Source organism: Methanobrevibacter thaueri (assembly GCF_015062905.1).
GTDB classification, from domain to species: Archaea; Methanobacteriota; Methanobacteria; order Methanobacteriales; family Methanobacteriaceae; genus Methanocatella; species Methanocatella thaueri_A.
Map to the genome: position 1 here is coordinate 1 of NZ_SUTK01000017.1, position 26,108 is coordinate 26,108.

Sequence of the window (26,108 nt, forward strand, 5' to 3'; positions counted from 1 at the left end):
GTCCTTCGCTTGTGACTAGCCATCCGTTTTTGTTGGAATTGATATCACATCCAATGTGCTCTCCGGTTAATGGTAATTGTTCTGGTGCATCAGTTTCAATGTTGAATGATGCATAGTGGTTTAATCCATCATAATATACTGTGATGTTGTTGAATTTGGTGTCTGGACTGTTTAATAAATCCAGGTATTCTACGCTTGTGCTGAAGGTTACTTTTCCGTGTTTTCTTAAAGTTAGTGTGTTTTTTTCTACTGGTTTTTTGTCTTTTCGGATGGTTTGTCTGAAGCTAGGTCGTGTTTTCTTTTTAGAGTGAAATTTTGGAGGATTATGCCTTTTGCTTTTAAAACTGTTTTTGAAAGCTTTATGCAAATCATCACGTGCCTGTTGAAGACTGGTGGACTCTGTTTCCATCAAGTAGGGCAATTCTTTTTTAAATTCGTTTAAGAATTGATTTAACTCATTTTTAGTTGGAATTTTATTAGAATCACCATATTTGGCTTTATATTTATTTAAAAGTTCATTATGGGTTTTACGAGTACATCCATAGTTTTGTTTAAACATGACTTCTTGTTCGGGAGTTAGATGAAGTTTAACAACCACACCTCGAATATACTCACCCATAAATCTCATTCCTCCAGTCCAATATATATATAATATTTTTATTCCATTATCTAAAAAAAATGAAAAAACATCTACTCTTTTTTAAAACAACAATTAAAATCACATTTAATTGAATAATATCTCATTTATAATTACTCCTATATAAAAAATGAGAGAGAGCATTTGAAAAGTAATCGAATAACGAACTCAGAGCAATTTTTCAAACCCAAAACAATTTTTCATACCCAAAGCAACTATTAAAAATCCATAAAAAAAAGTATACTGAATAAAAATTTATGACCTAAAAAATTCACCAAAAAACACAATTAAATTATTAAAACTCTTTTGCAACAAATTTCAAACAAAATCAAAATCGATTTAATATTTTCAAAAAATATACCCTTCAAAAATAGTAAGTATAATATATTCGATAAGACACAAATATTATATTATAATATTTTATAAACTTACAAGTTTTAGAGGGATAAAATGATTAAGGTTTATGTTTCAAGATTCAATAGTGAAACTGACACAGAACCACATTTGGAGTGCTATGAAATAGAAAGTACACCCCACATGAAAGTTCTGGATGCTCTGCAAGCCATTAATGACAAATATGATGCAGACATCAGTTTCCAAAGTTCCTGTAGAGCAGGACAATGCGGATCTTGCGGAATACTGTTTAAAGGAAATGGAGCTTTGGCCTGTCAAAAAGAAATTAAGGACGGCGCAATTATAGAACCTCTCAATTTCCCAGTGATAAAAGATTTGATTGTTGACAAGTCAAGTATTGAAGCTAAAGTCAAAGATTTAGAATTATCTATTCAATGTGACCATAAATGCGAAGAATTGGATAACAGCATTACCAAACAAGATTCAGCAGAAACCAAAAAGGTCAGAAGTTGCATTGAATGTTATTCATGCTATTCAACCTGTCCTGTCGTCAATATTGCAACAGAAGAGTTTGGCGGACCTTATCTCATGAGATACATCAGAAAATTTGAAAGTGATCCGAGAGACAACTTTGATAGACTCAAGGAAGCTTTAGATGACGGATTATACAATTGTACCAGCTGCGGAAAATGTCTGGCTGTATGTCCTAAAAACATCAACACATTTGGAGATGCAATCGAAAAGATGAGGGCAATTGCAGTTGCAAACGGTTCAGGACCTCTTCCTGAGCATGTGGCGTTTAAGGAAAACATCATGAAAAGCGGAAGGTCCGTTACAACAGACAAAACCCCATTTATCGAAGAGGCTGAAAACAAAACCGGTTCAAAAATAGCTTTCTTTACAGGTTGTATGGTCGACTACAAATACCCTGAAACCGGCCATAAGCTGGTTAAGATTCTTAAGGAAAACGGAATCGACATTGATGTGCCTGAAGGACAGGTATGCTGCGGTTCACCTCTTTTAAGAACCGGCCAAACAGATATAGTTCAGGACCTTGTTGACAAAAACAAAGAGGTCTTCAAGGATTATGACACTGTCATTACAATTTGCTCCGGCTGTGGAGCGACATTAAAGAACAATCATCCTGAATTTGGCTCAAAATTAAATGTTATGGACATCAGCGAGTTTTTAGTCGATAAGCTCGATACCTCCAAATTGAAGGAACTGGACATGAAAGTCACATACCATGACCCATGCCACCTGGGAAGAGGACAGGGCATTAAAGACCAGCCAAGGGAAATAATTGAAATGATTCCCGGCGTTGAACTTGAAGAGATGAAATATCCTTGCCAATGCTGTGGTGCCGGCGGTGGAATCAAATCCGGAAAGCCTGATATAGCAATGGAATTGTCAAGATCAAAAGCCGAAATGATTAAGGACACCTGCGCAGAAGCAGTGGTTACAATCTGTCCATTCTGTAAGAGGAACTTGCAGGACGGTTTGGATGACATAGGATGTGAAGATGTCAAGACAATGCATTTACTTGAGTTATTAGATAAAGCTTACGAATAATTAAAATTGGAGTTGATTAAAATAGGAGACGCTGCAGTAAGTGAAGAGAAAGTGGTTGAAACTACAACAATGTCTTCACCAGAAAGTAAAGAGGAAAGCGAAACCGAGAAAAAGTCAACTTCAACAAAGAAATCAGAACCCAAAAGCCAATCCAGAGGAAGTGCACGTGCAAAGCTCATAAGGGAAAAGGAAGATGAAGAAATCAGCCTTTTTAAAGAGAATATTTATATCGTTTTTGTGGAGTGTGAAACCCCTGGAAACATCGGATTTCTTGCAAGAACAATGGCCAACTTTGGATTGAAGAATTTGGTCTTGATTAATCCTCCAAAATTGACAAATGAAGCATACTATCAGGCTACACATGGAAAATACATTGTTGAAAATGCAATGATATACCCTAGCCTGGATGACTTTTATCAGTCCCGAAGAATTGATTTTAAAGTCGCTTCAACCGGAATGGCAGGGGGAAGTTATAATCTATCAAGAATTCCAATTAGGCCTGAAGAGCTTGGAAAATCCCTAAACGTTTCAAATAAAATAGCCATATTGTTTGGAAGAGAAGGGGATGGACTTTCAAATAAGGAAATTGGAGATTGTGACATTTGCGTATCAATCCCGACTGATCCGACTTATCCTATCATGAACATATCCCATGCAGCAGCAATCATATTTTATGAACTGTTTAAAAACAAGCATGATTATGGAGTTGAAGGCCTTAACGAAAGTGGGGATTTGGAAAAAAAATACCTGGTAAAGGACATGGAAGAGCTTATCGACTGCTTGGACATTCCCGACCATAAGAAAAGGAATGGGCTTAAAACATTCAACAACATTGTTTCAAGAGCATTCATTACAGGACGAGAAATACATACCCTTAAAGGCATATTAAGACGATTAAAAAACAAGATTGGTGAACAATGAGACGACCTAGATTTGCAGACATTAGTATATTTACTCTAAAATACATATTCAATTGGAGATTTTGGATAGCAGAGATAACCAAAAAATCAAAGACTTATAAAAAAGTCGTTGATAAAATGCTGTTTGAAGATGATGAAATACTTGTTATACCAAACACTATCAATGTCAATCAGAAAATAGAGTCCGAAGGTTCCGAATTCCTACCTACGGATGTGATTAAAGAGGTCATTAAACGTTCCGACGACATCGTCATCATGAATACCTGCCTGTGCAGGACATCCAACAACTGTGAAGACTATCCTCAAGACATAGGATGCATTTTCCTTGGACCAACAAGCCGCAAAATTCCAAGGAATATCGGCCGCACAGCTACAGTCGAAGAGGCATTGGCTCAGGTCGATGAGGCTGATGCTGCTGGTTTAAGCCATATAATCGGCAGAAATAAGATTGATACCGTATGGATGAATGTCCGCCCGGGAAAAGGATTGTTGACAATTTGTCATTGCTGCCCTTGCTGCTGTTTGTGGAAAGTATATCCCAATTTAGATTCAGACATCAGCGATAAATTGGAAAAGCTCGAGGGCGTTGAAGTGACACTTCATGAGGACAAATGCAGATTATGTAAGAAATGTTTAGATGAAGTTTGCATGTTCCAAGCCATAAGCCTAAAAGACAATAAGATATCCATTGATAAGGAAAATTGCAAAGGCTGCGGTCTTTGTACACATGCATGCAAATTCGATGCCATTACAATCGACTACACAGATGAAACCATTGACAATGTAGTCAATAGAATGGACAATTTGCTCGAAATAAGAGAATAATATTTATTGAATTAATTGTGTGAAAATATGGCAATTTTAAGTGATAAGACTATAAAAGAATATTTAAAAGAAGGTAAAATTGGATTTGAACCCCTTCAAGATGAAAAACAGATACAGCCATCTTCTGTTGATATGAGATTGGGGGATGAATTTAAAGTATTTAAAGTGATTAGAAAACCATATATCGACCCTGAAGATGAAGAGGACATTGCATCATATATGGAATCAATGATTGTGCCTGAAGGTGAAGCATTCATAATACATCCGAACGAATTTGCCCTTGCCACTACATTGGAGTATGTTAAAGTACCTGATGACCTTGTTGCAAGAGTGGAAGGCCGTTCAAGTATGGGAAGATTGGGCGTTACAATGCACGTTACCGCAGGATTTATTGATCCTGGATTTGAAGGAAGAATCACTTTGGAAATATCCAACATCGGCGCAATGCCTGTGGCATTATATCCGGGTCAAAGAGTATGCCAAATTGTTTTTGAAACAATGACAACACCTTCCGAATTGCCTTATGGACACCCTGATAGAAATAGTAAATATATGGGCCAGACACGCCCTGAAAGCAGTAGAATTAAACAAGATTATGAATTGAAAAAAGAATAGGAGTTAATATTTATGAATCATGATAAAATGTCTAATGTCAGTGCAAAAAGAGGATTTTTATGGCCGTCTTTTGAGATATACTCAGGAGTATCCGGATTTACCGACTACGGACCTCTTGGAGCAAGCCTAAAAAACAACATCATGCAGAAATGGAGAAAACAATACGTTTCAGGTGAAGGATTTTACGAAATTGAAGGTCCTACCGTAATGCCTAAAGAAGTTTTAAAAGCATCAGGACACGTCGACAACTTTACCGATCCAATGTGTAAATGTGAAAGCTGTGGAGAAGTATTCAGAGCAGACCACATTATTGAAGAGGTAATAGGCGAAGATGTGGAAAGCCTTGAAAACGAAGAGCTTGACCAAATCGTGATTGACAATAACATAGTCTGTCCTGAGTGCGGAGGCAAACTGTCAAACATCTGGAATTACAATTTAATGTTTAAAACCGAAATCGGTGCCAAAGGAGACAAAGTAGGTTACATGAGGCCTGAAACAGCACAGGGAATATTCATCTTATTCAAACGTTTGGAAAGATTCTTCAGAGGAAAATTGCCATTCGGTGCTGTGCAGCTTGGAAAAGCATACAGAAATGAAATTTCGCCAAGACAAGGAGTAATCAGGCTCAGAGAATTCACACAAGCGGAAGCAGAAATCTTTTTAAACCCAAAAGATAAGACACATCCTAAATTCTCACAGATTGAAGATGTTGTCTTGCGCCTAAACTCACAGGAAGTCCAGGAAAAGGATCTTGAGCCTTTGGAAATAACCGCAAAAGAAGCATTGGATAAAGGAATTGTTGCCAATGAAATGTTGATTTACCAATTATATCTGGCCCGCAAGTTCCTGACTGAAATTGGAATTCCTGAAGATGTCTTAAGATTCAGACAACACCTGAAAGGAGAAATGGCCCACTATGCACTTGACTGTTGGGACGTTGAAGTTTTAACCGACAAATACGGTTGGGTTGAAATCATCGGAATTGCAGACAGGGGAGATTATGACCTGTCATCACATTCACAATACAGTAACGACGATTTAAACGTGTTCGTCGAATATGATGAACCTAAAAAAGTCCAAAAAACAGTTGTTAAACCTAACCTCTCCAAATTTGGACCAATATTTAAAGGAGATTCTCCAAAAGTCAAACAGGCAATAGAGGAAGCCGATGTTGATGAAATCAAGGAATCCCTTGAAAAAGACGGCAAGTTTACTGTAGAATTGGATAAAGTCTATGAGGTTACAGAAGATTTGCTTATCTTTGAGGATGTTGAAGAAGAGATTACCGGAGAAAAAATAGTTCCTCACGTCATTGAGCCTTCATTCGGTATTGACCGTATAACATATTCAGTTTTATTGCATTCATTTGCTGAAACAGATGAAAAGGACTACTTCAAATTTGATAAGTCAGTGGCTCCTGTTCAACTTGGAATATTCCCTCTTGTCAACAAGGAAGGTCCTCGTGAAATAGCTCAAGAATTAACAGAAGACCTGAGAATGGCAGGTTTCACTGTTGAATATGACGCTACCGGAACTATCGGTAAAAGATATGCAAGAGCTGATGAAATTGGAGTTCCTCTTGCTGTTACAGTTGATTTTGATACCTTGGAAGACAATCAGGTTACTGTAAGGGACAGGGACACCGAAGCTCAAGAAAGAATACCTATTGCCGATTTAAAAGATTACTTGGAAAAATATTATAAATGAGTTTAAACTCATTTATTTCTCTTTTTAAAATTTTTAAATAGATTATTTGCCCATTTTATGGACTCCCTATTCCTGGAAGTCAATAGCCTATTTTGGTCAAAATGCCCATTTTCTTTAAACAAACCGAAAATCATCATTTTATCAGTTACAATCAACAGAAAGTTGTTTTTGCCCTTGAATGAAGAGAGGTATTTTGATTGCGATCTTTCTTCATAGATTTCAAAGATCTCATGAGAAGCAATGATTTCAACATATTTTCCGTTTTTAATCAGACAATTTAACTGCCTGTTGAAATCAAGGTGATAAAAAGGCAGTATGCAGCGCACTTTATTTGCATCAATCAGAGCACCCTCTATAAAATTATAAATTTTATATGCATCAATGCCCCCGGATTCCAACAGATTTGATTTGCTAATCATCCACAGTTCAACAATGGATTCGTTTGGAATCATGCGGACCACATGCCCTTCAATTATGTTGAAGAATCTGTTTAACAAATTTACAACTTCCTTAAGTTCCAGAACATGCTTCATTATCACCCTTAATGAGTTGGACAAATAATACTTGTTGGATTCACGGTAAACAAATTCGTTTAGCTCCAATCCATGGATGGTGCTGGAAATGGAACTGTAACTTAGTTTGGTCAAATCCGCCAAATCCTTCATGGTTTGAGGCTTTTCAAACAATACCTCCAATATCCCCAATCTTATAATCGAATTTGCTGCGAATTTAACGTCTTCGGAGACAAAATCATAGTTTTCAAGATAGTTTTTATTTTCATTCATGATAATCACCTATGAGGTATTACTTACAACACTATTTTTATTACTAAAGAATATAAAATCTCTTTAAGTGAACGAAAATGAAAAATCACACTTGCAAAAACCTTAATAAAGAAAATAATTTTAGATATTTTTTTAAATTATGAAAAATATAATACAAACAAATAAATATACACATGGGATGAAAATGATAGACACACATATGCACGCTGATGCAAGAAGTGGAGAGGATTTTAGAGAAATGTATCTGGCCGGAATAGACTGTGGAATAACCTGCAGTTATTATCCATATAAGATTCCGCAGGATATCGTGCTTTTAAACCATTTGAATAGAATTCTTGAATTGGATACAAAAAGAGCCGCAGAATACGGACTTGATTTGAAAGTTGCATTGGGAATCCATCCTACAAATTCCAATGTAAACCCGGAAAAGATCTTTGAACAGCTATACAAATGGATTGAAGCAAAACAGATAATTGCCATCGGCGAGATTGGGCTTGAGGACTTGACGGATAGCGAAATTGACATCTTTAAAAGGCAGCTGGATATCGCAGATGAAACCAAATCAAAGGTAATTGTCCATACACCAAGAAAAAACAAATCTGAAGTGCTGAAAGTGATTTTGGACATTATCCCACAACACATTGATGAAAGCCAAGCCGTAATTGACCATATCAACCCGCAGGTCATTGGCGATGTTATTGACAGCAGCTGCATGTTGGGCCTGACTGTGCAACCCCAAAAAATGGATAAGTTTGAAGCAATCTCCATTCTGGATGAATACGGATTTGACAGATTCCTATTGAACAGTGACATAAGCAACAAACCGTCAGACCCTCTTTCTGTTCCAAAAACCGTTAGGGAACTTGAAAGACAGGGCTATAAAAAAAGCGAAATAGAAATGGTCTCAAGCAAAAATGCAAAAGAATTCTTCAAGATATAATGAATATCATTAAAAAACTCCCCATTCCAATTTCAGGACTGATTCTTGCAACACTATCCCTAGGCAATCTGCTTCAGGACATCCATCCTTATTTAAGATATGCATTCGGGATAATAGGTGCCCTTATTTTAATTTTAATGATATTGAAAATCGTCCTGTACCCCCAAAGCATCAGGGAAGACTTCAAAAATCCTGTCATTGTCAGCAGTTCAGGTACATTTTCAATGAGTTTAATGATTTTATCTACATATATCATACCATTTATGCCAAGTATTGCATATGCTATTTGGATTATTGGAATTGTCCTTCATATTCTACTAGTTATTTACTTTACCTATCATTTCGTCATATGCAAATTTGATATTTCGACAGTCTACCCAAGCTACTGGATAGTCTATGTTGGAATAACAATGGGCGCAATCACTGCACACTTTCATGGAATTCATGGAATAGACTTCCTGTTCTTCATTATCGGTTTTATTGGCATGCTGGCTACCCTCCCCCTTGTAATGTACAGAGAATTCATCTATAAGCAAATTCCCGACCCTAACAAACCATTGACATGCATATTCACCGCATTATTCAGCATATTAATCTTCGGATATCTTAATTCAGCTCAAAACATTTCAATCGAATTTGTTTTCGGATTATATTCAATAGCTTGCTTATTCTACATATTTTCATTCTATAAGCTCATCAGCTATAGAAACTTAGAGTTCTATCCAAGCTTTTCAGCATTCACATTTCCATTTGTAATAAGTGCACTTGCTACAAAAGGAATTGTCGGCAAAATAAGTTCAAATATGATTCTAAATGACGTGCTGATATTCGAAACAGTAATAGCGACAGTTTTGGTAGTCTATGTGCTGATTAAATATGCAAAATTCTTAAAAAATAGTTAAAAAGTAGAGAAGACTCTACTTATCCTTTATTAAGTACTTTAACTTTCTTAGGAGATATTATAATTAAATGTTTATCTTCACTGCGTGCAAGCAATAATGCCTGAGCGCCATATTTTGATCTCATTTGATTTATTTTATCTCCAGCCAACTTAAAGTTAGGAGCACTTTCCTTTTCTAAAAATGATAAATCCACAATAACCGGATTCTTCTCTTCAAGAACCTGATCCACAATGTAGTTAATATCATCGATTGATTTCGGCCTGATTAAAACAATTTCATAATAGGACTGTTCTGGAACAATCACAAAGTCATCAAAATCATCATAGACAGGAGTAGGTCTTGGGTGAGGACTGACAGGGTCCGGTTGCGGTTTAGGGGTTGACCTATACTGCTGTTGAGGATGTCCTTGCGGAGCATTATGATTTTCTTTAGGTGCAATTGCATCACGGACAGAACCAACAATGTTTGAAAACTCCTCTTTCCATTTGCCACTTGATTCTGTTTCCTCAAATCCTAAACTTCTTTTTAAATCATCTGTGAAACTCATTTAAACTACTCCTCTAAATATTTAAATATGGCATCTAACAATTTAGAAGCTCCATTATTGTAAACATCTTCTGCAGGCAAATTGAATGTATCCTCAAAGTATTCAGGACACATGTCCAAACTTGCATTCTTGAGATTGACTGAAAGACCAACAACTTTTGTTGGCTCCACTGCCTCAATAGCTCTAATTTCTTCTGCAATTCCTTTAGGTTCTCTGTAAGGGTGATTAGGCCTGTGTCCCACAATAACTGCATCAGGAGCTGCACCAATTAGAATGGCGGCAGACAAACCTCTTGGATGAGGGTTTCCATTTTCAGTTAAACTGGATTGACCTTCAATAAAAATAATATCAGGGTGTTTTGTTTCTTCAACATATTTAATGGCAGACAATACTGCTGACGGTACATCCATAGCAGACAAGCTTCCTGCCCTAAAGTTAAAATCAGTAGGTTCTTCCAATCCCATCTCATCAGTGGAAATAATAGCAGGGTTCAATCCTCTTTCTTTACTTGCTATACCAAGCATTTTTGTAGTTGTCCTTTTTCCACATTCCTGTGATGTTCCTCCAACAAAAATGACCGGCGCTTTAGGAGTGTATGATATTTTAGGTAAAACTTCACATGATTTTTTAGGGGCAATACCGGCAATTTTTTCAACAACATCAAGTCTAGGACCAATTTCTTTGATAACAAGGTTTTTTGAATCAGCAAATCTCTTTAAGGACAAATTCTCAGCAATGGACAATGATCTAAATGAAGTAATCACATTTAATCCTGCATCAATTGCCTGAACCGCATATTTCAATGCCGCACCTTCAGCGCCAATTGGAAGCATTATAACAAGTGATTTGGCATCAGGAGCATCTTTTAAACATTCCTCCAAACTGCCTGACACGACTTTGCCGCAAAACTGTTTGCCTTGCTTTTTAACATTGTCGTCAATATAACCTACGGTTTCAATACCCTCGAGATTGGAGAATTTTTCTCCTCCACCTCCACAACCAACGACAATGAATGGATTTAAATCCTGAATATCTTTTACTGATTTTACTGAATACAAAAACTTCACCCCTATCCTATAATTTATAACTTATAACTAATAATACAATTTATTATCATAATTATTTGATAAATTTTTTAAAAAAATGTTATTACTATTAATTATAATTTTTTTCATTAATAAAGTATAATGTTTTTTAAGTGAAAATTACATATATTATATTAATTATTAAAAACTTTTTGGGGGAACATTAACATGAGAAAGCCCTATGTTATACTAATTGGAAGTGCATCAGGGATTGGAAAGTCCACCATTGCAGCAGAACTTGCAAAATCATTAAATATTAAGCATTTAATCGAAAGCGACTTCATAAGAGCAGTGGTCAGGGGAATCATTGGTAAGGAATACGCACCAGCACTGCACAGTTCATCCTATGATGCCTATAAAAGCATTAGAAATAAAAGCAGATACACAAGCTATGATGACCTTGTAGCTGCCGGCTTTGATGACCATGCAGCATATGTCATTCCAGCATTGGAAAAAGTCATCCAGAGGGCAATCACCGATTTTGATGACATCATTATTGAGGGAGTTCACCTGGTTCCTGGACTCATCGACATCGAGCAGTTTAAAGAGCATGCCAACATTTATTTTTTCGTCCTGAGTTCCGACGAGGAATCCCACAAGGAGAGGTTTGTCAAAAGAGCAGTTCAAATACACAGAGGTGGAAAACAACTGGATTTCTTTAGGGAAAACAGAATTATCCATGATCATCTTCTGAAACAGGCAAAGGAATATGACGTTCATGTAATTAATGCCGAATCCATTGATAAAACCTTAGAAAGGATATTGTCTGTAATCAATAAATCTTGCACTTCAATAAATATGATCAATAGCGTTGATGAGCTGGAAGATGTCATAGACATCATCATTAATCAGAATAATGGAAGCATAGAAAAGATTACCTACGATATTAAAGGATTCAATGAACCACTTGTCAGAAATATCATGGTTTCAGATATCGAATCCGCCAAGAAATTCATCAAAAATATAAATGAGGATGAAAACAAAAAAGAATACCTAAACGAATTATACAGATTATCAGAATATAGGAAAATGATAATCTGCGCTTCCAATCAAGAGAAGCTAGATAAGATAGTTAAAGAATTGAATGATAAGGGATATGTCTTAAATGAATGATGAAACAATTAACGAAACAATTAACGAAATGATTATAAAATGTCCTGCATGCGGTGTTGAAGGTCTTGCAAAATCAATTATGAAGGAAATGGAGATACCTCATTTTGGTAATGTAATGGAAACAACCATTTTATGCCCATCATGTGGATTTAAACACTCAGACATTATTGCATTGGAACAGAATGATCCTGCAAAATATGTTCTTGAAATAAATAAGAATAACTTATCCATTAGGGTTGTCAGGTCACAATCCGCTACCGTCATTATTCCTGAAATCGGCGTGAAAGTGGAACCTGGTCCAAAATCAGAAGGTTATGTAACCAATGTGGAAGGAGTGCTCACCCGTTTTGAAAGTGCCGTTAAAAAAGCTTTGACACTATTTGAGGATGCAGAATCTCAAAAAAATGCAAAGGATACATTGAATCAAATTCAAGAGCTTAAAAAAGGAAATAGTACTGCTACACTAATCATACTTGATCCATTCGGACAAAGCAATATCGTTAGTGAAAATGTAGAGATTTTTGAAATTCCTGATGAGGAATTGCACGATTTAAAAACAGGTTTTAGCCATATTGAATAGAATTAAAAAGAAGAAGATTATTCTTCTTCATCTTCTTCATCATTAACTGAAAAATTAACAAAAGTGTCTTCTTCAGCAACATCTTTTAATTTTAATGTTCTTTGAACATCCATAGCTAATGCATTACAATCAGCTTTAATAGCTTCTAAATGTAATAAAATTCTTTCTTTTTCTTGATTAATTCTTTCGATGTTAGTGTATGGATAAATTGATTCTTTAAGCATTTCGTATTCGATTGTAGTGTATGGGTATTCGTTCAATTGTTTACATACATTTTTTAACACTTCACCGAGGAAGATGTTCATTTCCACTTTTACCCTTTCACGAATCATCTTGTCATCATCAAGGTTTTCTTTCATCAAACGTACAACTTCAGCTTTAGCGAAAGGTAATTTTTCGTCGATGTCTTCTTCGAGAACTGCTTCAGTTTCTTCAAAATTTTCTTCTTCAGCCATAATTACACCTCTTTTGATTAATTAATAATATTGAGTTAATTACGAACTTTTCAAAAAAATTATAATTACATCAATATCTAAACAAATATTTATTGGAAGTTTTATATAAAGGTTTTGATTATTTTAAAGAAATGGACGATTATTCGGTCGTTTTTTGCACCAAGATATAAAATAATTAATCACAAAATTAATAATTTTGATACTTGAAAAATTTTGAAAAATCGTTTCAAAAAAAATAAAAATAGTAGCACAAGTGCTACTTTAAATTAATTTTTCTTTGAGATATCGTTACCGCAAAATATCAGTGAAAATATCAGGCAAAGCATCAAAACCGCAATTGGATTAGCGGTTGGATGGATTTCAAGATTGCTTTTTAAGCCATTACTGGAATCATTAGGGCGATTCAAATTATCCAATGGCTTTTCTGTAACATTGACTGTCACTGAATTCCTGTTATTGGATTTATCATAGTCGAATGAATCGCTGGTCACCTCAACTGTATTTTTGATAGTGCCTTCGCCGATTGCAACAACTTGGATAACCAATTTTGCTGATTGGCCATAGCCAAGACTGTTGATTGTCCAGACATTGGCAAACTTATTGAATTTGCCTTTTGTAACCTTAAATGATTTTAATTTTAATAAGTCATCCAATATTTCACTTACTTTAACATTTCGTGCAGTATCCGGGCCGTTGTTGACCACTTCAATGACATACTCTATTACATCACCAACATAGTAATGACGTTTAGAAACGGATTTTGTCACTGCCAAGTCGCTGGCGGGACCGACATTTATTGATTTTTGTGCCTTGTTGTTGGATTCATCTAAATCCAATTCATCAGCCCAAACTTCGACATTGTTGTTGAAATTTCCGGTTGAAACAACCTTACATATTATCTCAAGTGATTTTGCTTCACCAACTTTCAAGCTTTCAATTCTCCAAATGCCATTTGAGTAATCCCCGTTAGATTTTATGAATTGCAATCCTTTTGGAAGGATATCCCTAACTACAACATTTGTTGCAACATTCGGACCCTTGTTTGACACGATTAATGTCCATTTGATGATCTCACCGTATTTTGGAGAAGTCTTGTCAACAAATTTTTCAATTGACACATCAGCAATAGGCCTGACGTCAATTGAGTCTTCTGCATGATTATTGTCCATATTCCAATCATATTCCCTGGAGCTGGCCTCAGCATTACTAGTGATTTCGCCCAATTTATCTGAAATTGTGGTTATATTGAGATAAGCAATATCCCCGACATTCAATGAACCGATATTCCATGCACCATCCTCATATGTTCCGCTGCTTGATTCATATCCTGCAAATATCAATCCGTCAGGCAGAATATCTTCCAGAACCACTTGGGTTGCATTGTCCGGACCATTATTTTTTACGCTGACTATCCAGGTAACCTCATCACCGAATATGGGATTCTTGTTGCTGACATTCATCAATACCTCCAAATCCACAGCCAATGGAACATCTATGCTTTCATTATCCTTATTATTGCTTTCATTGCAGTCATATTCATTGGCATGGATTTCAGCCAAGTTGATGATCTTACCGGTTTTGTTAACCCTGCAGATTATCTGAATTGTTTCGACATCTCCATTGTTTAAACAGCACATGGCCCAAACGCCATTATCATAAATTCCTTTGGTGGCGTTATAGCTTACCAATATCAAACCTTCAGGCAATTGGTCTTCAACATAGACATCTGTTGCCTTATCAGGACCCTTATTTGAAATGACCAATGTCCATTCAACCAAATCATTATAATTTGGAGAGGTATTGTTGACCAATTTAATTATATCCACATCAGCGGCCTTTTCAACATCGATTGTTTCATTATATATGTTGTTAGTAAGATTGTAATCATATTCACTTGCATTCACCAAAACAATATTCTGAATCAGGCCTGTTGCATTTACCCTGCATTCGATGTTTAATTCAAATGATTCCTCAACGTCCAGCTCATCAATGAACAGTATTCCGGTAATCGGATTATAATCCCCAAGACTGTCATCATCAATCCAGATTAATGAATCAGGAAGCAGATCGCTAATGGTCACATTATGAGCCACATCAGGACCATTGTTTACAACTTCAATTGTCCAGGTTACAATGTCATTAAAGTTTGGATTTGAATCGCTGACGGATTTTGTAACTGACAGATCAGATGCAGGATTGATAAAAATCCCCTCGTCATCTTCGTTATTTGTCAAGTCAGAATCATAATTATCGGAGGTGACATTGGCATAGTTTGTAAACCCTCCGGTAGCTTCGACCAATGTTATTATCTCAATAGTTATAGTTTCGCCTACTTCAATGCAGTCAATGTTAAATATGCCGTCACTATAATTTCCTTTAGTTGAAACTGAATCGACATAGGTAAAGCCATCCGACAGCAAATCAACAATCTCAACATTTTCTGCAGCATCAAGGCCATTGTTTGAGATTGTCAAAGTCCATTTAACCAAGTCATGATAGTTTGCATCGCTTGCATTAGCTGTCTTGACAATAGCCAAATCGCTTGAAGGACTTACAGTTATCCTTTCACTATCATTGTTGTTTGTTTCATCATAATCAAACTCGGATGCATTAACTGAAACCAAATTTTCGATTAATCCAGTGCCGTTGACGATACATCTGATGTTAATAGTCGCTTTCTCACCCTTTTTCAAGGTTCCGACATTCCATATTCCTGAACCTGATGAATAGTCCCTGTCTGAATCGACATACACTAATGAGTAAGGAAGCAAATCATACATCATCACATCATGAGCGTCGTCAGGGCCATTATTTGATATTTCTATTGTCCAAATAATCTGGTCCCTATAATTCGGGGAGGAATTTGAAACGCTTTTAGAGACTGACAAATCACTTGCAGGATTGACAAATATCTCCTCTTCGGCATGGTTATTTTCAATATCTGAATCAAATTCATTAGAGGTTACATTAACCTTATTTACAATTGTTCCGGTTGCATTGACAACAGTAGTCATCTGAAATGTGAATGTTTCATTAGCTCTTAAATCACCAACTTTCAATATGCCCGTTTGCTTATCATACTTTTCATCTGCTGTGGTGCTTATCAAAATCAGCCCCTCAGGCAAAACATCCTCCAATTTCACATCTGTTGAATCATTCGGACCATGATTTGTAACGGTTATAGTCCAAGTCACCACATCCTCAAAATTTGCAACGCTCTTAGAAGCTGTTTTTCTGACCTCATTGTCAACCTTAGGACTGACTGTAAAAGTTGTTGCATTCACAATTGCTTTATAATAGGTATCTTCATTGTGCTTTGCTGAAACGAAATATTTTCCAGGTTTCAGATTATCCAAATCCACTGATATTTCTCCCAAATAGTTTGTATGTGCAACATCATTGTAAACCAATGTTCCGTCCTCATGCTGAATGGAAAGAAAAACATTGATGTTATACTCACGGCTGTCCTGATATAACTTTCCGCTATCGGTTGCACCGTATAATGGATATTCGCCATCAATTACAATATTGACATTTTCAGCAGCGTTATATATCGCATTTGAAACAGCCAAATTGTCAAAGTCCGCAATGTTATTTCCTCCGATGAGGATTACTTTCACCTGCTCCATATCGCCGTAATAAATATCCTCGGCAAAAACAGGCAATTGATAAACCCATGCCTGATTCTGGAACAGCTCATTATTTTCCAATATTAACTTTTCGCCTGATTCGTCATAATAGATTGCACTTCCATTTCTTGCGGTATTGAACCTGAATGAATTATTCTTAACCATTGCCTGTGAACTGTCCACATAAATTGCACCGCCCAATCCATCATCAATCTTACTTGGATCAGGTGTCGCTTCATTTGCAATGAATGATGAACCTTCAATCAAAGTATTCTTGCCTTCGATGAAAATCGCTCCGCCATCCACATTCGCATTATTTGAATTGAAAATGGAATCCTTTATTGAAACATCCTCTGCACTGACATAGATGGCACCGCCCTTTTCAGTTACCCTATTGTTTTTGAAGTTTGAATTCAATATTTTAATATTCAAACCGTTTGCCTGGATTGCACCGCCATTCGGAGCTTCATTACCATCAAAATTACAGTTACTAACAGTCAAATCCATATAATCATATAAATAACCGGTTGAAAGTGCTCCTCCATAAATGCTGGCGGAATTATTGATAAAAGTACAGTTGTTTATTCCACCTGATGCATGGAAAGTCAATGCACCACCCTGGCCGGCATAATTTCCTATGAAAATGCAGTTTGTATAAACTGTGCCTTCTCTGACACAGCCTGCACCCCCATGAGAATTTTTGTTTGTACTGATTACACCATTATTCCTGAAAATACAATTTGATATTTTAACATTTGACCCGATTTCATCCAGACCAACCTGTATTGCTCCTCCGTAGGCTTCAAAATTTGATTTAATCCAATTATCTTCAAAAAGACAATTTCTTATTTCCGAATCCTTGCCGTACACTGAAAGTGCACCGGCAGAGGTTGGCTGATTGAAGTCTTTAGAATATCCCGTATTTCTTCTAAATTCACAATTATCCACAATCAATCCTGAACTCCTGTCCTGGTCATATTTGGTTTTAATAGCGCCTCCACTATCTGCATGATTATCCTCGAAAATACACTTTTCAATGTGGACATTTTTTGAATCGATGATTATTGCAGATCCCAATTCTCCTTCACCATTTATAAATTTGAGATTTTTAAATACTGTGCCTGCCCCATTTTCATTAACGAAAAATGCTGTTGACAGATGCATTCCGTCAAGTGTTGCGATACCGTCTCCTGCTATTGTCAGTCTCTTATTGATGAGAATACGGTCATTTCCATTAGAATGGTAAGTTCCCTTCAATAGGATGGTATCGCCCGGACTGGCCGCATTGACCTTTTCCTGAATATTTGCATAATTATTTCCACTTGGAGTATGTACAGCTCCCAGTTCATTTTCATAATCCTGTGAATCAACCTCCAAAACATTATTATCTTGAGAATTTTCTAGTTCAGCCATATTATCGGATTCCAATCCCATTTCATCAGCAGTTTCGTTTAAATCAGCAGCAAATGAATCTTCAACGGCAAATCCAAATGCAGTAAACATTAAACAAATAACACACAGACAAAATAGGAAATTTCTTCCGACAATCATCTTTCCATTATTTTTTAACATTTTAAATCACCTATCTTGAGGACGATTACAAACACTATTAATTAACAAAAAGCTATTAACTAGCAATTAACTTTTTATTCTTAAGTTCAGACTTAAAAATAATAATTTAAAAAATCAAATTTGAAAGATAACACTAAATTGTAGGGCAATTATTGAATAACTGCCTATCACAAATTATTTTCAAACAAATAATATGACCAGGTTCATGTTAATTTCAATTCGATTACCAAAATTAAAATTTATTAAATCAAAGCAATTTTTACTTTAAAATAAAAGATAATCTTTTTAAATCCTCAAAATACCTATTAAACCAGTTAATATTTAAAACTAACTATATAAAGAACGAAAAATTGTTTTTTTAATAAAAAAATACTTATTAAAGCTAATATTGATATTAGTGGGAAAAATATTTTATTGATAAAGTTAATATTAATATATAATTAATATCAAGGTTAAGAGAGACATGAAAAGACAAATAGCAATACTGATCATGGCCATATTAATATTAGCTCCAGTTATACAGGATGTCAGCGCTGCAAAGACCGTTTTTATAACATCCGATAATATTATAGACCATGACAGTGACGTAAAACTGTTAAACTCATTAAAGAGTTATATTGAAGAATTAAGCGGAGGAGAATTACAAGTTATTGTTGACAATCAAGCTCCCGCAGCGGGAGAAGGATGGCGTTCAATAGAAGTGACAAGTGATGTGAGTGTCGATTTGGCAGCATCGGATGCCGGAAACTATCTGCAGTTAGCTACTTCTACAGTAAATTCAGATAAACAGATAGTATTCGTTAATATAGGCGATTATGATTTAGATAATCATACCAATTTCCTAAGAAGAGCATGGGATGACAATTATTCAAATGAATCATTGGCCGGAATGAAGGACCCTGGAACATTCCTCAAAAATGCAGGAATTTTCTATGTTCAACCGGCAAAAGAGTTCCCAAATAATGTTCATGACGGCGTAATATCAAATTACGACGAAGAAATGAACAAACAAATTGCACAGGAAATTGTAGACATCGTAAACACTCATGGAAACGATGAAAAAACTTTAAGTGACGCATTGGTTACACACAACATAATCAAACCATCAGTAATGGCAAAAGCAAGTCAGGAACTGATAAAAAGTAACGATAAAGAGATGAAAGGACCATACGGCAATTATACTTCTGCCCAGCTCTTATATCTTACAAGTTCCTATTTGAATGGAAACGGACTTGACGTTCCAAGGTATTTTGATGAACCTGAAGACCCAATGGGCATTTCATTTATGGCGAAAGACACATATTCCGTTTATGACTATTTCAAAATGGGAGGAATAGTTAGGGAGTATATGGATGAAAATGGAAGAGCACCAGATTCCATAGAATATGAAGGAGCGCAAATAAGTTATTATGATTTGTTATATAACTTTGCAAAGATTACTCAAACTCATACTGATGCGAAACATATGAGCTTTGAAAGTGAATATCATTTCGATAAAGTTAACGATTCAATATTACTACACATATTCCCATTCATATTAATATTATTCATACTTTTCTTAGTGTATTTGCTCTTAAAGCGCATAAGAAGATTTTAATATAATGGAAAGATAATAATACGTTAGAGGGAAATTATGAAAAAATATATTGCAGAATTAATAGGAACAATGGTTCTTGTCCTATTTGGTTGTGGAAGTGCAGCCATAGCAGGATCCATGTTAGGAACTCTTGGCATTGCTTTAGCATTCGGTTTATCAATCGTGGCTATGGCCTATGTGATTGGAGACATTTCAGGATGTCACATCAACCCTGCCGTCTCAATCGGTATGTGGATTGATGGAAGAATGGAAGCAAAGGACCTATTGATGTATATCGTATTCCAATGTATCGGTGCAATAATAGGTATTGCCCTATTGGTAGCAATCATTAACTCCGCCCCAAGCCTCGGAGGATATGCAGCAACAGGACTTGGCCAGAACGGATTCGGCTCCGCATCAAGTGTTGGACTTAATGCTGTAGGAGCAATAATCGTTGAAATCATTTTAACCTTTGTATTTGTATTCACAGTTCTCGGTGTTACTAAAAAAGTTGAAAATGGTGCTGTCGCAGGTATTGTAATCGGTTTAACACTCGCATTCGTACATATCATGGGAATACCATTAACAGGAACTTCCGTTAACCCTGCACGTAGTCTGGCACCAGCTCTTTTCCTTGGTGGACAAGCATTACAACAAGTTTGGGTATTTATTTTAGCCCCAATTGTCGGTGCGGTTATAGCAGGATTTTTATACAAAGGCTTAACTACAGAGGATTTATAATCCTCTACAATTTCTTTTTTTTAGCTATTTACAAATTCTTTTTTTATCGCTTTTTTTGGAAACTGTTTAAAAAAACAAACCTTATTAAAATTTAAATAATATCTAATAGAAACATTATAAATAAGGTGAATATATGAAAATTGTTGTTGCAATTGGAGGATCAATTTTACTCAAAGAGTATGATAGCAAAAAATTCCAAGAATATGCCGCTATCTTAAAGGACTTATCAAAAGAACATGAATTATATGTTGTTGTAGGTGGAGGAAAACCTGCAAGAGAATATATTGGAGTTGTTCGTGATTTAGGTGCTGGAGAAGCGCAATGCGATGATATTGGAATTGAAGTTACAAGAATTAATGCAAAATTAATGCTTTCTGCACTTGGCGATGCAGCTTATCAGAGAGTGCCTCATAATTTCCAGGAAGCCTTGGAATTCTCAGCTACCGGAAAGATAATTGTTATGGGCGGAACAGAACCTGCACACAGTACAGATGCAGTTTCAGCAATACTTGCAGAATATATTCAAGCGGACAAGCTCATTAACCTAACATCTGTCGATGGAATGTACACCAAAGACCCTAACAAGTTTGATGACGCTGAACTTGTTCCTGAAATTACCGCAACAGACCTTCTTGAATTTTTAAGCGGCAAAGACGTTAAAGCAGGAACATATGAATTCTTTGACACCACAGCTGTACAAATGATTAAAAGGTCCGACCTGGAAACAGTCATTACCAACGGATTCGAACCTGAAAACCTAATCAAAGCGGTTAATGGTGAAAATATAGGAACCAGAATTATCAATGAATAGGTGATTTAGTGGACAATCTTGTAGATATCGGTTTAAACCTGATGCACAAATCTTTTAGAAAAGACCGTGTTGAAATCATCGAAGAAGCTAAAAAGGCTGGCGTAAAACAGTTTATCATTACCGGAACCAATGTGCATTCAAGCCATATGGCTGCAGAATATGCATCAAAATATCCTGGAACCCTGTTTTCAACTTCAGGAGTACATCCCCATGACGCCAAAACCTGCAATGGACATACAATGTTTGAGCTTGAAAAAATAGCCAAAAGCGATTGTGTGGTGGCAATTGGTGAATGCGGACTCGATTACAATAGGAACTTTTCACCACAGGACTTGCAGAGGAAATGGTTTGAAGCCCAAATAGAGGTGGCGGAAAGAACAGACATGCCATTGTTTCTACACGAAAGAGAAGCCCACAAGGATTTGTATGATATCCTGAAAAGACATGACAGCGTAATTGAAAGGTCAGTTGTTCACTGTTTTACAGGAACCAAACAGGAAGCACAAAATTATGTTGACTTAGGCTGTTTTATTGGTGTTACCGGATGGATCTGCGATATGAAAAGAGGAAGAGACTTGCAGGAAGCAGTAAGTGCAATTCCCCCTGAAAAGCTGATGATAGAAACAGATGCCCCTTTCCTGATACCGAAAAACTTTGATGTGAAACCTAAAAAGAACAGAAATGAACCTAAATATTTACCTCACATCCTCAAAACAATTGCCCTCTGCATGGGAATGGATGCAGAAGAGCTTGCAAATCAAGTTAATAAAAATACTAAAGAATTTTTCAAAATATAAGGAGATGATAAAATGGCAGTAGACCCTCATAAACATTGCCCAATATGTGGAACCCCAATACCATTAAATGAACTTGTATGCTCACCGGATTGTCAAAAGGTCTGGGACGCAAGACTAAACCAAAGAAAAAGGTCACAAATAATCCTATATATAGTAATAGCAATATTCCTAATAATTTGGGCCATATTGACCTTTGTAAAATAGAGATAATATGATTTTAACATCCTCAAATACTTTAGAAAATAAGGAAATCATTGAATATAAGGGATTGGTTACCGGCGAATCCCTAATTGGGTCCAACATTTATAAGGACATATTTTCCGGCGTTCGTGATGTTGTTGGTGGAAGAACCACACAATACGAAGAGGAATTGGAAAAGGCCCGTGACATTGCATTTGAAAGCATGAAGGAAAAAGCCGAAAGCTTAGGTGCAAATGCAATAATCGGCCTTAAAATCTCATATGATAACCTGGGCGGAACCATGGGAAATACAATCCTTGTCACTGCATATGGAACCGCCATAAAATACGAATAATATGAAAATTAAGGACCACGAAGTTGATTTTAGATATGCCGGAAAAGTAGTGTTAAGCATAGCATTGGGTACTGGCTTCGGACTTATAGTTTATGCCATTTTCCTATACTTCAAGATTGCAATCGTCGGATGGAATCTAGGATTGATTTTTGCACCTTTGGGTGCAGGATATGTGGAAACGGTAGTTGCCAATAGACTCCTCGGCAAGGATTTAGGTGCAATAAGTGCATTCATCCTCTTTATCGATACCACAATCTATAGCTTCATTTTAAAAAATCCCACATTAGGAATGAACCTGATAACTGCAGGGTCAATCATTGTAATTTTACAGGCGGCATTCCCTACACTTATAAATTATATTCTTTTGGTGATTATTGGTGCTCTTATGTCCAACATCTCATGGGCAGGCAAAAAAATTGCTGCACAATTGAAAAAAATTAGAGGACATGTCAGATGGGAAACTCAAAGTCAAGAAGTGCATGTCGAGCAGGAGCTATATTTTGATGAAAATGAAAGTAACAAGAGACTGAATTCATTGAACTTTTTCTTTTTAACAAGTCCGGATATGGAAGATCGAAGTCATGACATTCTTGGAATTTATCAGACTGAAATCATTATAGAAAATAAAGTTAAAATCCAACTTAAAGATGATGAAATTGAGGAAAAACGCTTATTAAACATTAAAGAAGGGAAAGACGAATGCCTTATCAACCTGGCAAACAAGATTAAGGCAGACGGAGGAAACGGCATTTTGGACTTGTATATCCAATATGGACTGATCGGACTGGGCGGAGACAGCATCCACATAACCGCCACAGGAATAGGAATCAATATTAATTAAGCAGAATAATCAAAAAAAGGTGAAAAAATGGAAAATGAAGGAACAATCGCAATACCTATCATAGGATATATCATTGCAGTAATCTCACCGATAATTGGCCTGGTGTATGGTGCAGTATTGGTATTTTTCAAAAAGGACACACCACTATACCAGAAACACGGCAGATTCATAATATATTTTGCAATAGTCCTCTTCATAATAGATCTCATACTGAGATTTGTATTATGAGGAATCAAAATCTCTAAAGGCAGCCATCCGCTGTCATTTTAATTTATTTCATTTAACTTATTTTTAAAACTCTCATCATCCTTGCAGTTGCCTATTGCCTTTTTTAGGACATCTTTTTCACTATCAGTATCTCCATTTTTTTGATAGATATCAATTAGCGCTTCATAGGCTTTTTTAGAATCCGGCAAAGCAAAAATAACTTGCTTATACAACTCAATTGCTTCATCGAATTTGCCATGGTCTTTCAGATAATTTGCTTCATTCATCAAATCGGATATATTTTTGAGCTTGCCATCTTTTTTGGGTTTTATCTTACCCTCAACATTCTTCAGCTTGTCAAAAATATCTCCTGCAGTTTTTTCATCAAAGTTTTCTCCGACTTTTCTCTCTTGACTCATATTATCACCTTACGGTAAAACTCCAAGCATCTTTAATGCCATGTATAATACTAATATGGAAAAAATGATTTTTAACTTTTTTTGAGGCACTTTATGGGCATATTTAGCACCTAAAGATGCCATTGGAACTGAAAAGCAAGCAATTAAAACAAAGTTAATGATGCTGACATATCCTATAGAGTAAGGAAATGTGCTGACTCCCCAGCCTGAAATCATATATGACAAGAATCCTCCAACAGCCGTCAGACTGATGAAAATGGATGATGTTCCTATGGCCTCTATCATGGAAAAGCCCAAAAGCGAAGTTAAGATAGCTATTAGGAATATCCCTCCACCTACGCCTAAAAGTCCTGAGGAAAATCCGACCAAAAGACCGATTATTCCGGCTGTGATTAAATTAAATGGTATTCTGGCTTCTTCCCTTTCCTTGTTGATGTTGACAATGTTATTGACTGTAATGAATAACAATAGAAGGCCAAATATTATTTCCAATATCCTTGAAGGCAAAGCTGAAGCAACAAACCCTCCAATTGCACCTCCGATTATTCCAAAAATGCCCAATCGGATTCCCGGCTTAATGATATTGTCCATTGTTCTGGTGTGTCTGTAAGCTCCGCTGAGTGATGTCGGAATGATTATGGCCAGACTGGTTCCAAATGATATCAGTATTGCCAAATCAGGTTCGACACCGATGTATTTTAACAAAAAGTATTGCAGAGGCACAATTAGAAATCCTCCGCCAATGCCCAGGAGCCCTGATGCAAAACCTGCACAGATACCAATCAGTATCAGCCCTATGAAATATTCAATTGGAAACATAAACATCATTTATTTAAAGTATTAATACTTAAATTATTGTTAATGAAACTTAATAAAACTATCATAGCCGGATTAATCTTTATCGTATTTGCGGGATTAATCTTTGTAACAGATATCTTCACTCCGATTATAAGGCCAGTTACATATTTATTTTTAATGGGATCATCAAAAGGAAAAGACATAATATTCTTTGGCCTTTTAGGTTTGTTTTTAATATTATCACAAATAATTAAAAAAGACGTTGATTCCACCAAGTATCTGAAAATATCAATTGCATTAGGTACGGCTTTATTAGTTTTAGGCATTATGCTGGAAGTTATCTTTAGAATGCAAATGGGGATTGGGCTCAACACAGTATTCTGCTCCATGACTAACGGCATGAGTTCCACAAGCATTCTGCATACTCACCTTTTAAAGTCCATTTTAGGAGCACTTCTAACTCAAATAATGGGAGCATTTATTCAAAGCGGCATCAACACAGGAGTGGGACTATATCAATATGTTCCAAGTTTTGCATTTCTTGTAGTTTTGCTCTTTCCAATATTGTTTGCAACCATCATACTGTCAATGCAAAAGCGCCCATGGTTTACAAACTTCCTGATGGCATTCTTTTCAAGCTGCCTGTTTATTGGAATAATAGACGGAGGGATGTTTGCAACCCCTTCATATGTCGGAATCCTGGGACTGTATCTGGTTTACAGAAACGGCTTTTACCTAAACTATATTGTAGGAAAAGTCCTAGGGGATGAAAAATTACTTGAGGACAATGAATCAATACAACCCGTATATAGAAATCGCGGATTTTCAGAAATCAGATATCTTTTCAACCGTTTTGGAATCTACTTTTTCGTGATTTTAGTTATTTTATTAAGATTTACTGTCGCCTTTGCAGGCGCCGAACCAGACTACTACACAGTGGATATTGTAAATCCCACCGGAGAAATTGACTTGGGAAACATCAGCGTGGAGGTCATTAACCATGACACCTCATCAAATAAGACCACATACCACATTGACCCAAGCTACAACGAAATGAAACTCATCAACGATTTGAAAGTTCCCCTGAACAATTCGTGCGAGTATTATACGGTCACATGGAATGCCTACTCCTATCTAGGATGATA

Annotated in this window: 26 protein-coding genes; 18 read left to right on the plus strand and 8 right to left on the minus strand. The window is 36.1% G+C overall.

The annotated features are described in order from the left end of the window. Positions 1 to 619, minus strand: a 619-nt coding sequence (locus E7Z79_RS04895) for a transposase (protein ID WP_303738856.1), incomplete at its 3' end; no start/stop codon positions are given. A 468-nt stretch (positions 620 to 1,087) separates the two neighbouring features. Here E7Z79_RS04895 and tfrB point away from each other — a divergent pair. From tfrB to glyS, 5 genes are read left to right on the plus strand one after another with little or no spacing between them, the layout of a single operon-like run. Continuing rightward, positions 1,088 to 2,563: a fumarate reductase (CoM/CoB) subunit TfrB gene (gene tfrB, locus E7Z79_RS04900; protein WP_303738857.1), complete on the plus strand. Its 1,476-nt coding sequence runs from the start codon at positions 1,088 to 1,090 to the stop codon at positions 2,561 to 2,563. 12 nt (positions 2,564 to 2,575) lie between these two features. Beyond that, positions 2,576 to 3,484, plus strand: coding sequence for a TrmJ/YjtD family RNA methyltransferase (locus tag E7Z79_RS04905; RefSeq protein ID WP_303738858.1), 909 nt, complete (start codon positions 2,576 to 2,578; stop codon positions 3,482 to 3,484). Continuing rightward, positions 3,481 to 4,308, plus strand: a complete 828-nt coding sequence (locus E7Z79_RS04910) for a DUF362 domain-containing protein (RefSeq protein ID WP_303738859.1) — start codon at positions 3,481 to 3,483, stop codon at positions 4,306 to 4,308. The genes E7Z79_RS04905 and E7Z79_RS04910 overlap by 4 nt, the downstream gene beginning before the upstream one ends. Before the next feature lie 27 nt (positions 4,309 to 4,335). Then, positions 4,336 to 4,923, plus strand: a complete 588-nt coding sequence (dcd, locus tag E7Z79_RS04915) for a dCTP deaminase (protein WP_303738860.1) — start codon at positions 4,336 to 4,338, stop codon at positions 4,921 to 4,923. 12 nt (positions 4,924 to 4,935) lie between these two features. After that, on the plus strand, positions 4,936 to 6,630 hold the full coding sequence (gene glyS, locus E7Z79_RS04920; protein ID WP_303738861.1) for a glycine--tRNA ligase: 1,695 nt from the start codon (positions 4,936 to 4,938) through the stop codon (positions 6,628 to 6,630). 8 nt (positions 6,631 to 6,638) lie between these two features. Here glyS and E7Z79_RS04925 read toward each other — a convergent pair whose 3' ends face one another. Then, entirely contained in the window at positions 6,639 to 7,415 is a 777-nt protein-coding gene (locus tag E7Z79_RS04925) for a winged helix-turn-helix domain-containing protein (RefSeq protein ID WP_303738862.1), read from the minus strand. Positions 7,416 to 7,599: 184 nt separating this feature from the next. On the opposite strand from E7Z79_RS04925, the gene E7Z79_RS04930 reads away from it, so the two are divergent. Beyond that, positions 7,600 to 8,355: a TatD family hydrolase gene (locus E7Z79_RS04930; protein ID WP_303738863.1), complete on the plus strand. Its 756-nt coding sequence runs from the start codon at positions 7,600 to 7,602 to the stop codon at positions 8,353 to 8,355. Next, positions 8,355 to 9,257, plus strand: a complete 903-nt coding sequence (locus E7Z79_RS04935; protein WP_303738864.1) for a TDT family transporter — start codon at positions 8,355 to 8,357, stop codon at positions 9,255 to 9,257. The genes E7Z79_RS04930 and E7Z79_RS04935 overlap by 1 nt, the downstream gene beginning before the upstream one ends. Before the next feature lie 19 nt (positions 9,258 to 9,276). Here the strand turns inward: E7Z79_RS04935 and sepF are convergent, their stop codons facing one another. Continuing rightward, positions 9,277 to 9,804, minus strand: a complete 528-nt coding sequence (gene sepF / locus E7Z79_RS04940) for a cell division protein SepF (RefSeq protein WP_303738865.1) — start codon at positions 9,802 to 9,804, stop codon at positions 9,277 to 9,279. Between the two features lie 5 nt (positions 9,805 to 9,809). Beyond that, entirely contained in the window at positions 9,810 to 10,862 is a 1,053-nt protein-coding gene (locus tag E7Z79_RS04945) for a DUF1611 domain-containing protein (RefSeq protein ID WP_303738866.1), read from the minus strand. A gap of 195 nt (positions 10,863 to 11,057) precedes the next feature. On the opposite strand from E7Z79_RS04945, the gene E7Z79_RS04950 reads away from it, so the two are divergent. Next, positions 11,058 to 12,002, plus strand: a complete 945-nt coding sequence (locus E7Z79_RS04950; RefSeq protein ID WP_303738867.1) for a 3H domain-containing protein — start codon at positions 11,058 to 11,060, stop codon at positions 12,000 to 12,002. A gap of 7 nt (positions 12,003 to 12,009) precedes the next feature. Continuing rightward, positions 12,010 to 12,582, plus strand: coding sequence for a ZPR1 zinc finger domain-containing protein (locus E7Z79_RS04955; RefSeq protein ID WP_369693431.1), 573 nt, complete (start codon positions 12,010 to 12,012; stop codon positions 12,580 to 12,582). Positions 12,583 to 12,599: 17 nt separating this feature from the next. On the opposite strand, the gene E7Z79_RS04960 is transcribed toward E7Z79_RS04955, so the two are convergent. Together E7Z79_RS04960 and E7Z79_RS04965 are read right to left on the minus strand one after the other, a co-directional pair. Then, a complete protein-coding gene (locus tag E7Z79_RS04960) occupies positions 12,600 to 13,037 on the minus strand; it encodes a hypothetical protein (protein WP_303738869.1) in 438 nt (145 codons plus the stop codon). 266 nt (positions 13,038 to 13,303) lie between these two features. Next, positions 13,304 to 18,238, minus strand: a complete 4,935-nt coding sequence (locus tag E7Z79_RS04965) for a hypothetical protein (RefSeq protein WP_303738870.1) — start codon at positions 18,236 to 18,238, stop codon at positions 13,304 to 13,306. A gap of 463 nt (positions 18,239 to 18,701) precedes the next feature. Between E7Z79_RS04965 and E7Z79_RS04970 the strand changes: the two genes are divergently transcribed. The 8 genes from E7Z79_RS04970 to E7Z79_RS05005 all read left to right on the plus strand — a co-directional run bounded on the left by E7Z79_RS04970 (position 18,702) and on the right by E7Z79_RS05005 (position 23,767). Further along, on the plus strand, positions 18,702 to 19,835 hold the full coding sequence (locus tag E7Z79_RS04970) for an adhesin (RefSeq protein WP_303738871.1): 1,134 nt from the start codon (positions 18,702 to 18,704) through the stop codon (positions 19,833 to 19,835). A 36-nt stretch (positions 19,836 to 19,871) separates the two neighbouring features. Continuing rightward, complete coding sequence (locus E7Z79_RS04975) at positions 19,872 to 20,555, plus strand: MIP family channel protein (protein WP_303738872.1); 684 nt, start codon at positions 19,872 to 19,874, stop codon at positions 20,553 to 20,555. A gap of 133 nt (positions 20,556 to 20,688) precedes the next feature. After that, entirely contained in the window at positions 20,689 to 21,366 is a 678-nt protein-coding gene (pyrH, locus tag E7Z79_RS04980) for a UMP kinase (RefSeq protein ID WP_303738873.1), read from the plus strand. Between the two features lie 8 nt (positions 21,367 to 21,374). Next, a complete protein-coding gene (locus tag E7Z79_RS04985) occupies positions 21,375 to 22,163 on the plus strand; it encodes a TatD family hydrolase (RefSeq protein ID WP_303738874.1) in 789 nt (262 codons plus the stop codon). Between the two features lie 12 nt (positions 22,164 to 22,175). After that, on the plus strand, positions 22,176 to 22,367 hold the full coding sequence (locus tag E7Z79_RS04990; protein WP_303738875.1) for a DUF2116 family Zn-ribbon domain-containing protein: 192 nt from the start codon (positions 22,176 to 22,178) through the stop codon (positions 22,365 to 22,367). Positions 22,368 to 22,374: 7 nt separating this feature from the next. Then, a complete protein-coding gene (locus E7Z79_RS04995) occupies positions 22,375 to 22,698 on the plus strand; it encodes a YbjQ family protein (protein WP_303738876.1) in 324 nt (107 codons plus the stop codon). 1 nt (position 22,699) lies between these two features. Next, complete coding sequence (locus tag E7Z79_RS05000) at positions 22,700 to 23,539, plus strand: hypothetical protein (RefSeq protein ID WP_303738877.1); 840 nt, start codon at positions 22,700 to 22,702, stop codon at positions 23,537 to 23,539. Between the two features lie 27 nt (positions 23,540 to 23,566). After that, entirely contained in the window at positions 23,567 to 23,767 is a 201-nt protein-coding gene (locus tag E7Z79_RS05005; protein ID WP_303738878.1) for a hypothetical protein, read from the plus strand. A gap of 38 nt (positions 23,768 to 23,805) precedes the next feature. Here the strand turns inward: E7Z79_RS05005 and E7Z79_RS05010 are convergent, their stop codons facing one another. After that, positions 23,806 to 24,165 carry a lipopolysaccharide assembly protein LapB gene (locus tag E7Z79_RS05010; protein WP_303738879.1) on the minus strand — a complete coding sequence of 120 codons (360 nt, stop codon included), beginning with the start codon at positions 24,163 to 24,165 and terminating at the stop codon, positions 23,806 to 23,808. Positions 24,166 to 24,174: 9 nt separating this feature from the next. Continuing rightward, the gene (locus E7Z79_RS05015; protein ID WP_303738880.1) at positions 24,175 to 24,984 is read right to left on the minus strand and encodes a sulfite exporter TauE/SafE family protein; all 810 of its coding nucleotides are present in this window, start codon (positions 24,982 to 24,984) and stop codon (positions 24,175 to 24,177) included. Positions 24,985 to 25,026: 42 nt separating this feature from the next. On the opposite strand from E7Z79_RS05015, the gene E7Z79_RS05020 reads away from it, so the two are divergent. Next, positions 25,027 to 26,106: a hypothetical protein gene (locus tag E7Z79_RS05020; RefSeq protein WP_303738881.1), complete on the plus strand. Its 1,080-nt coding sequence runs from the start codon at positions 25,027 to 25,029 to the stop codon at positions 26,104 to 26,106. Positions 26,107 to 26,108 lie beyond the last annotated feature (2 nt).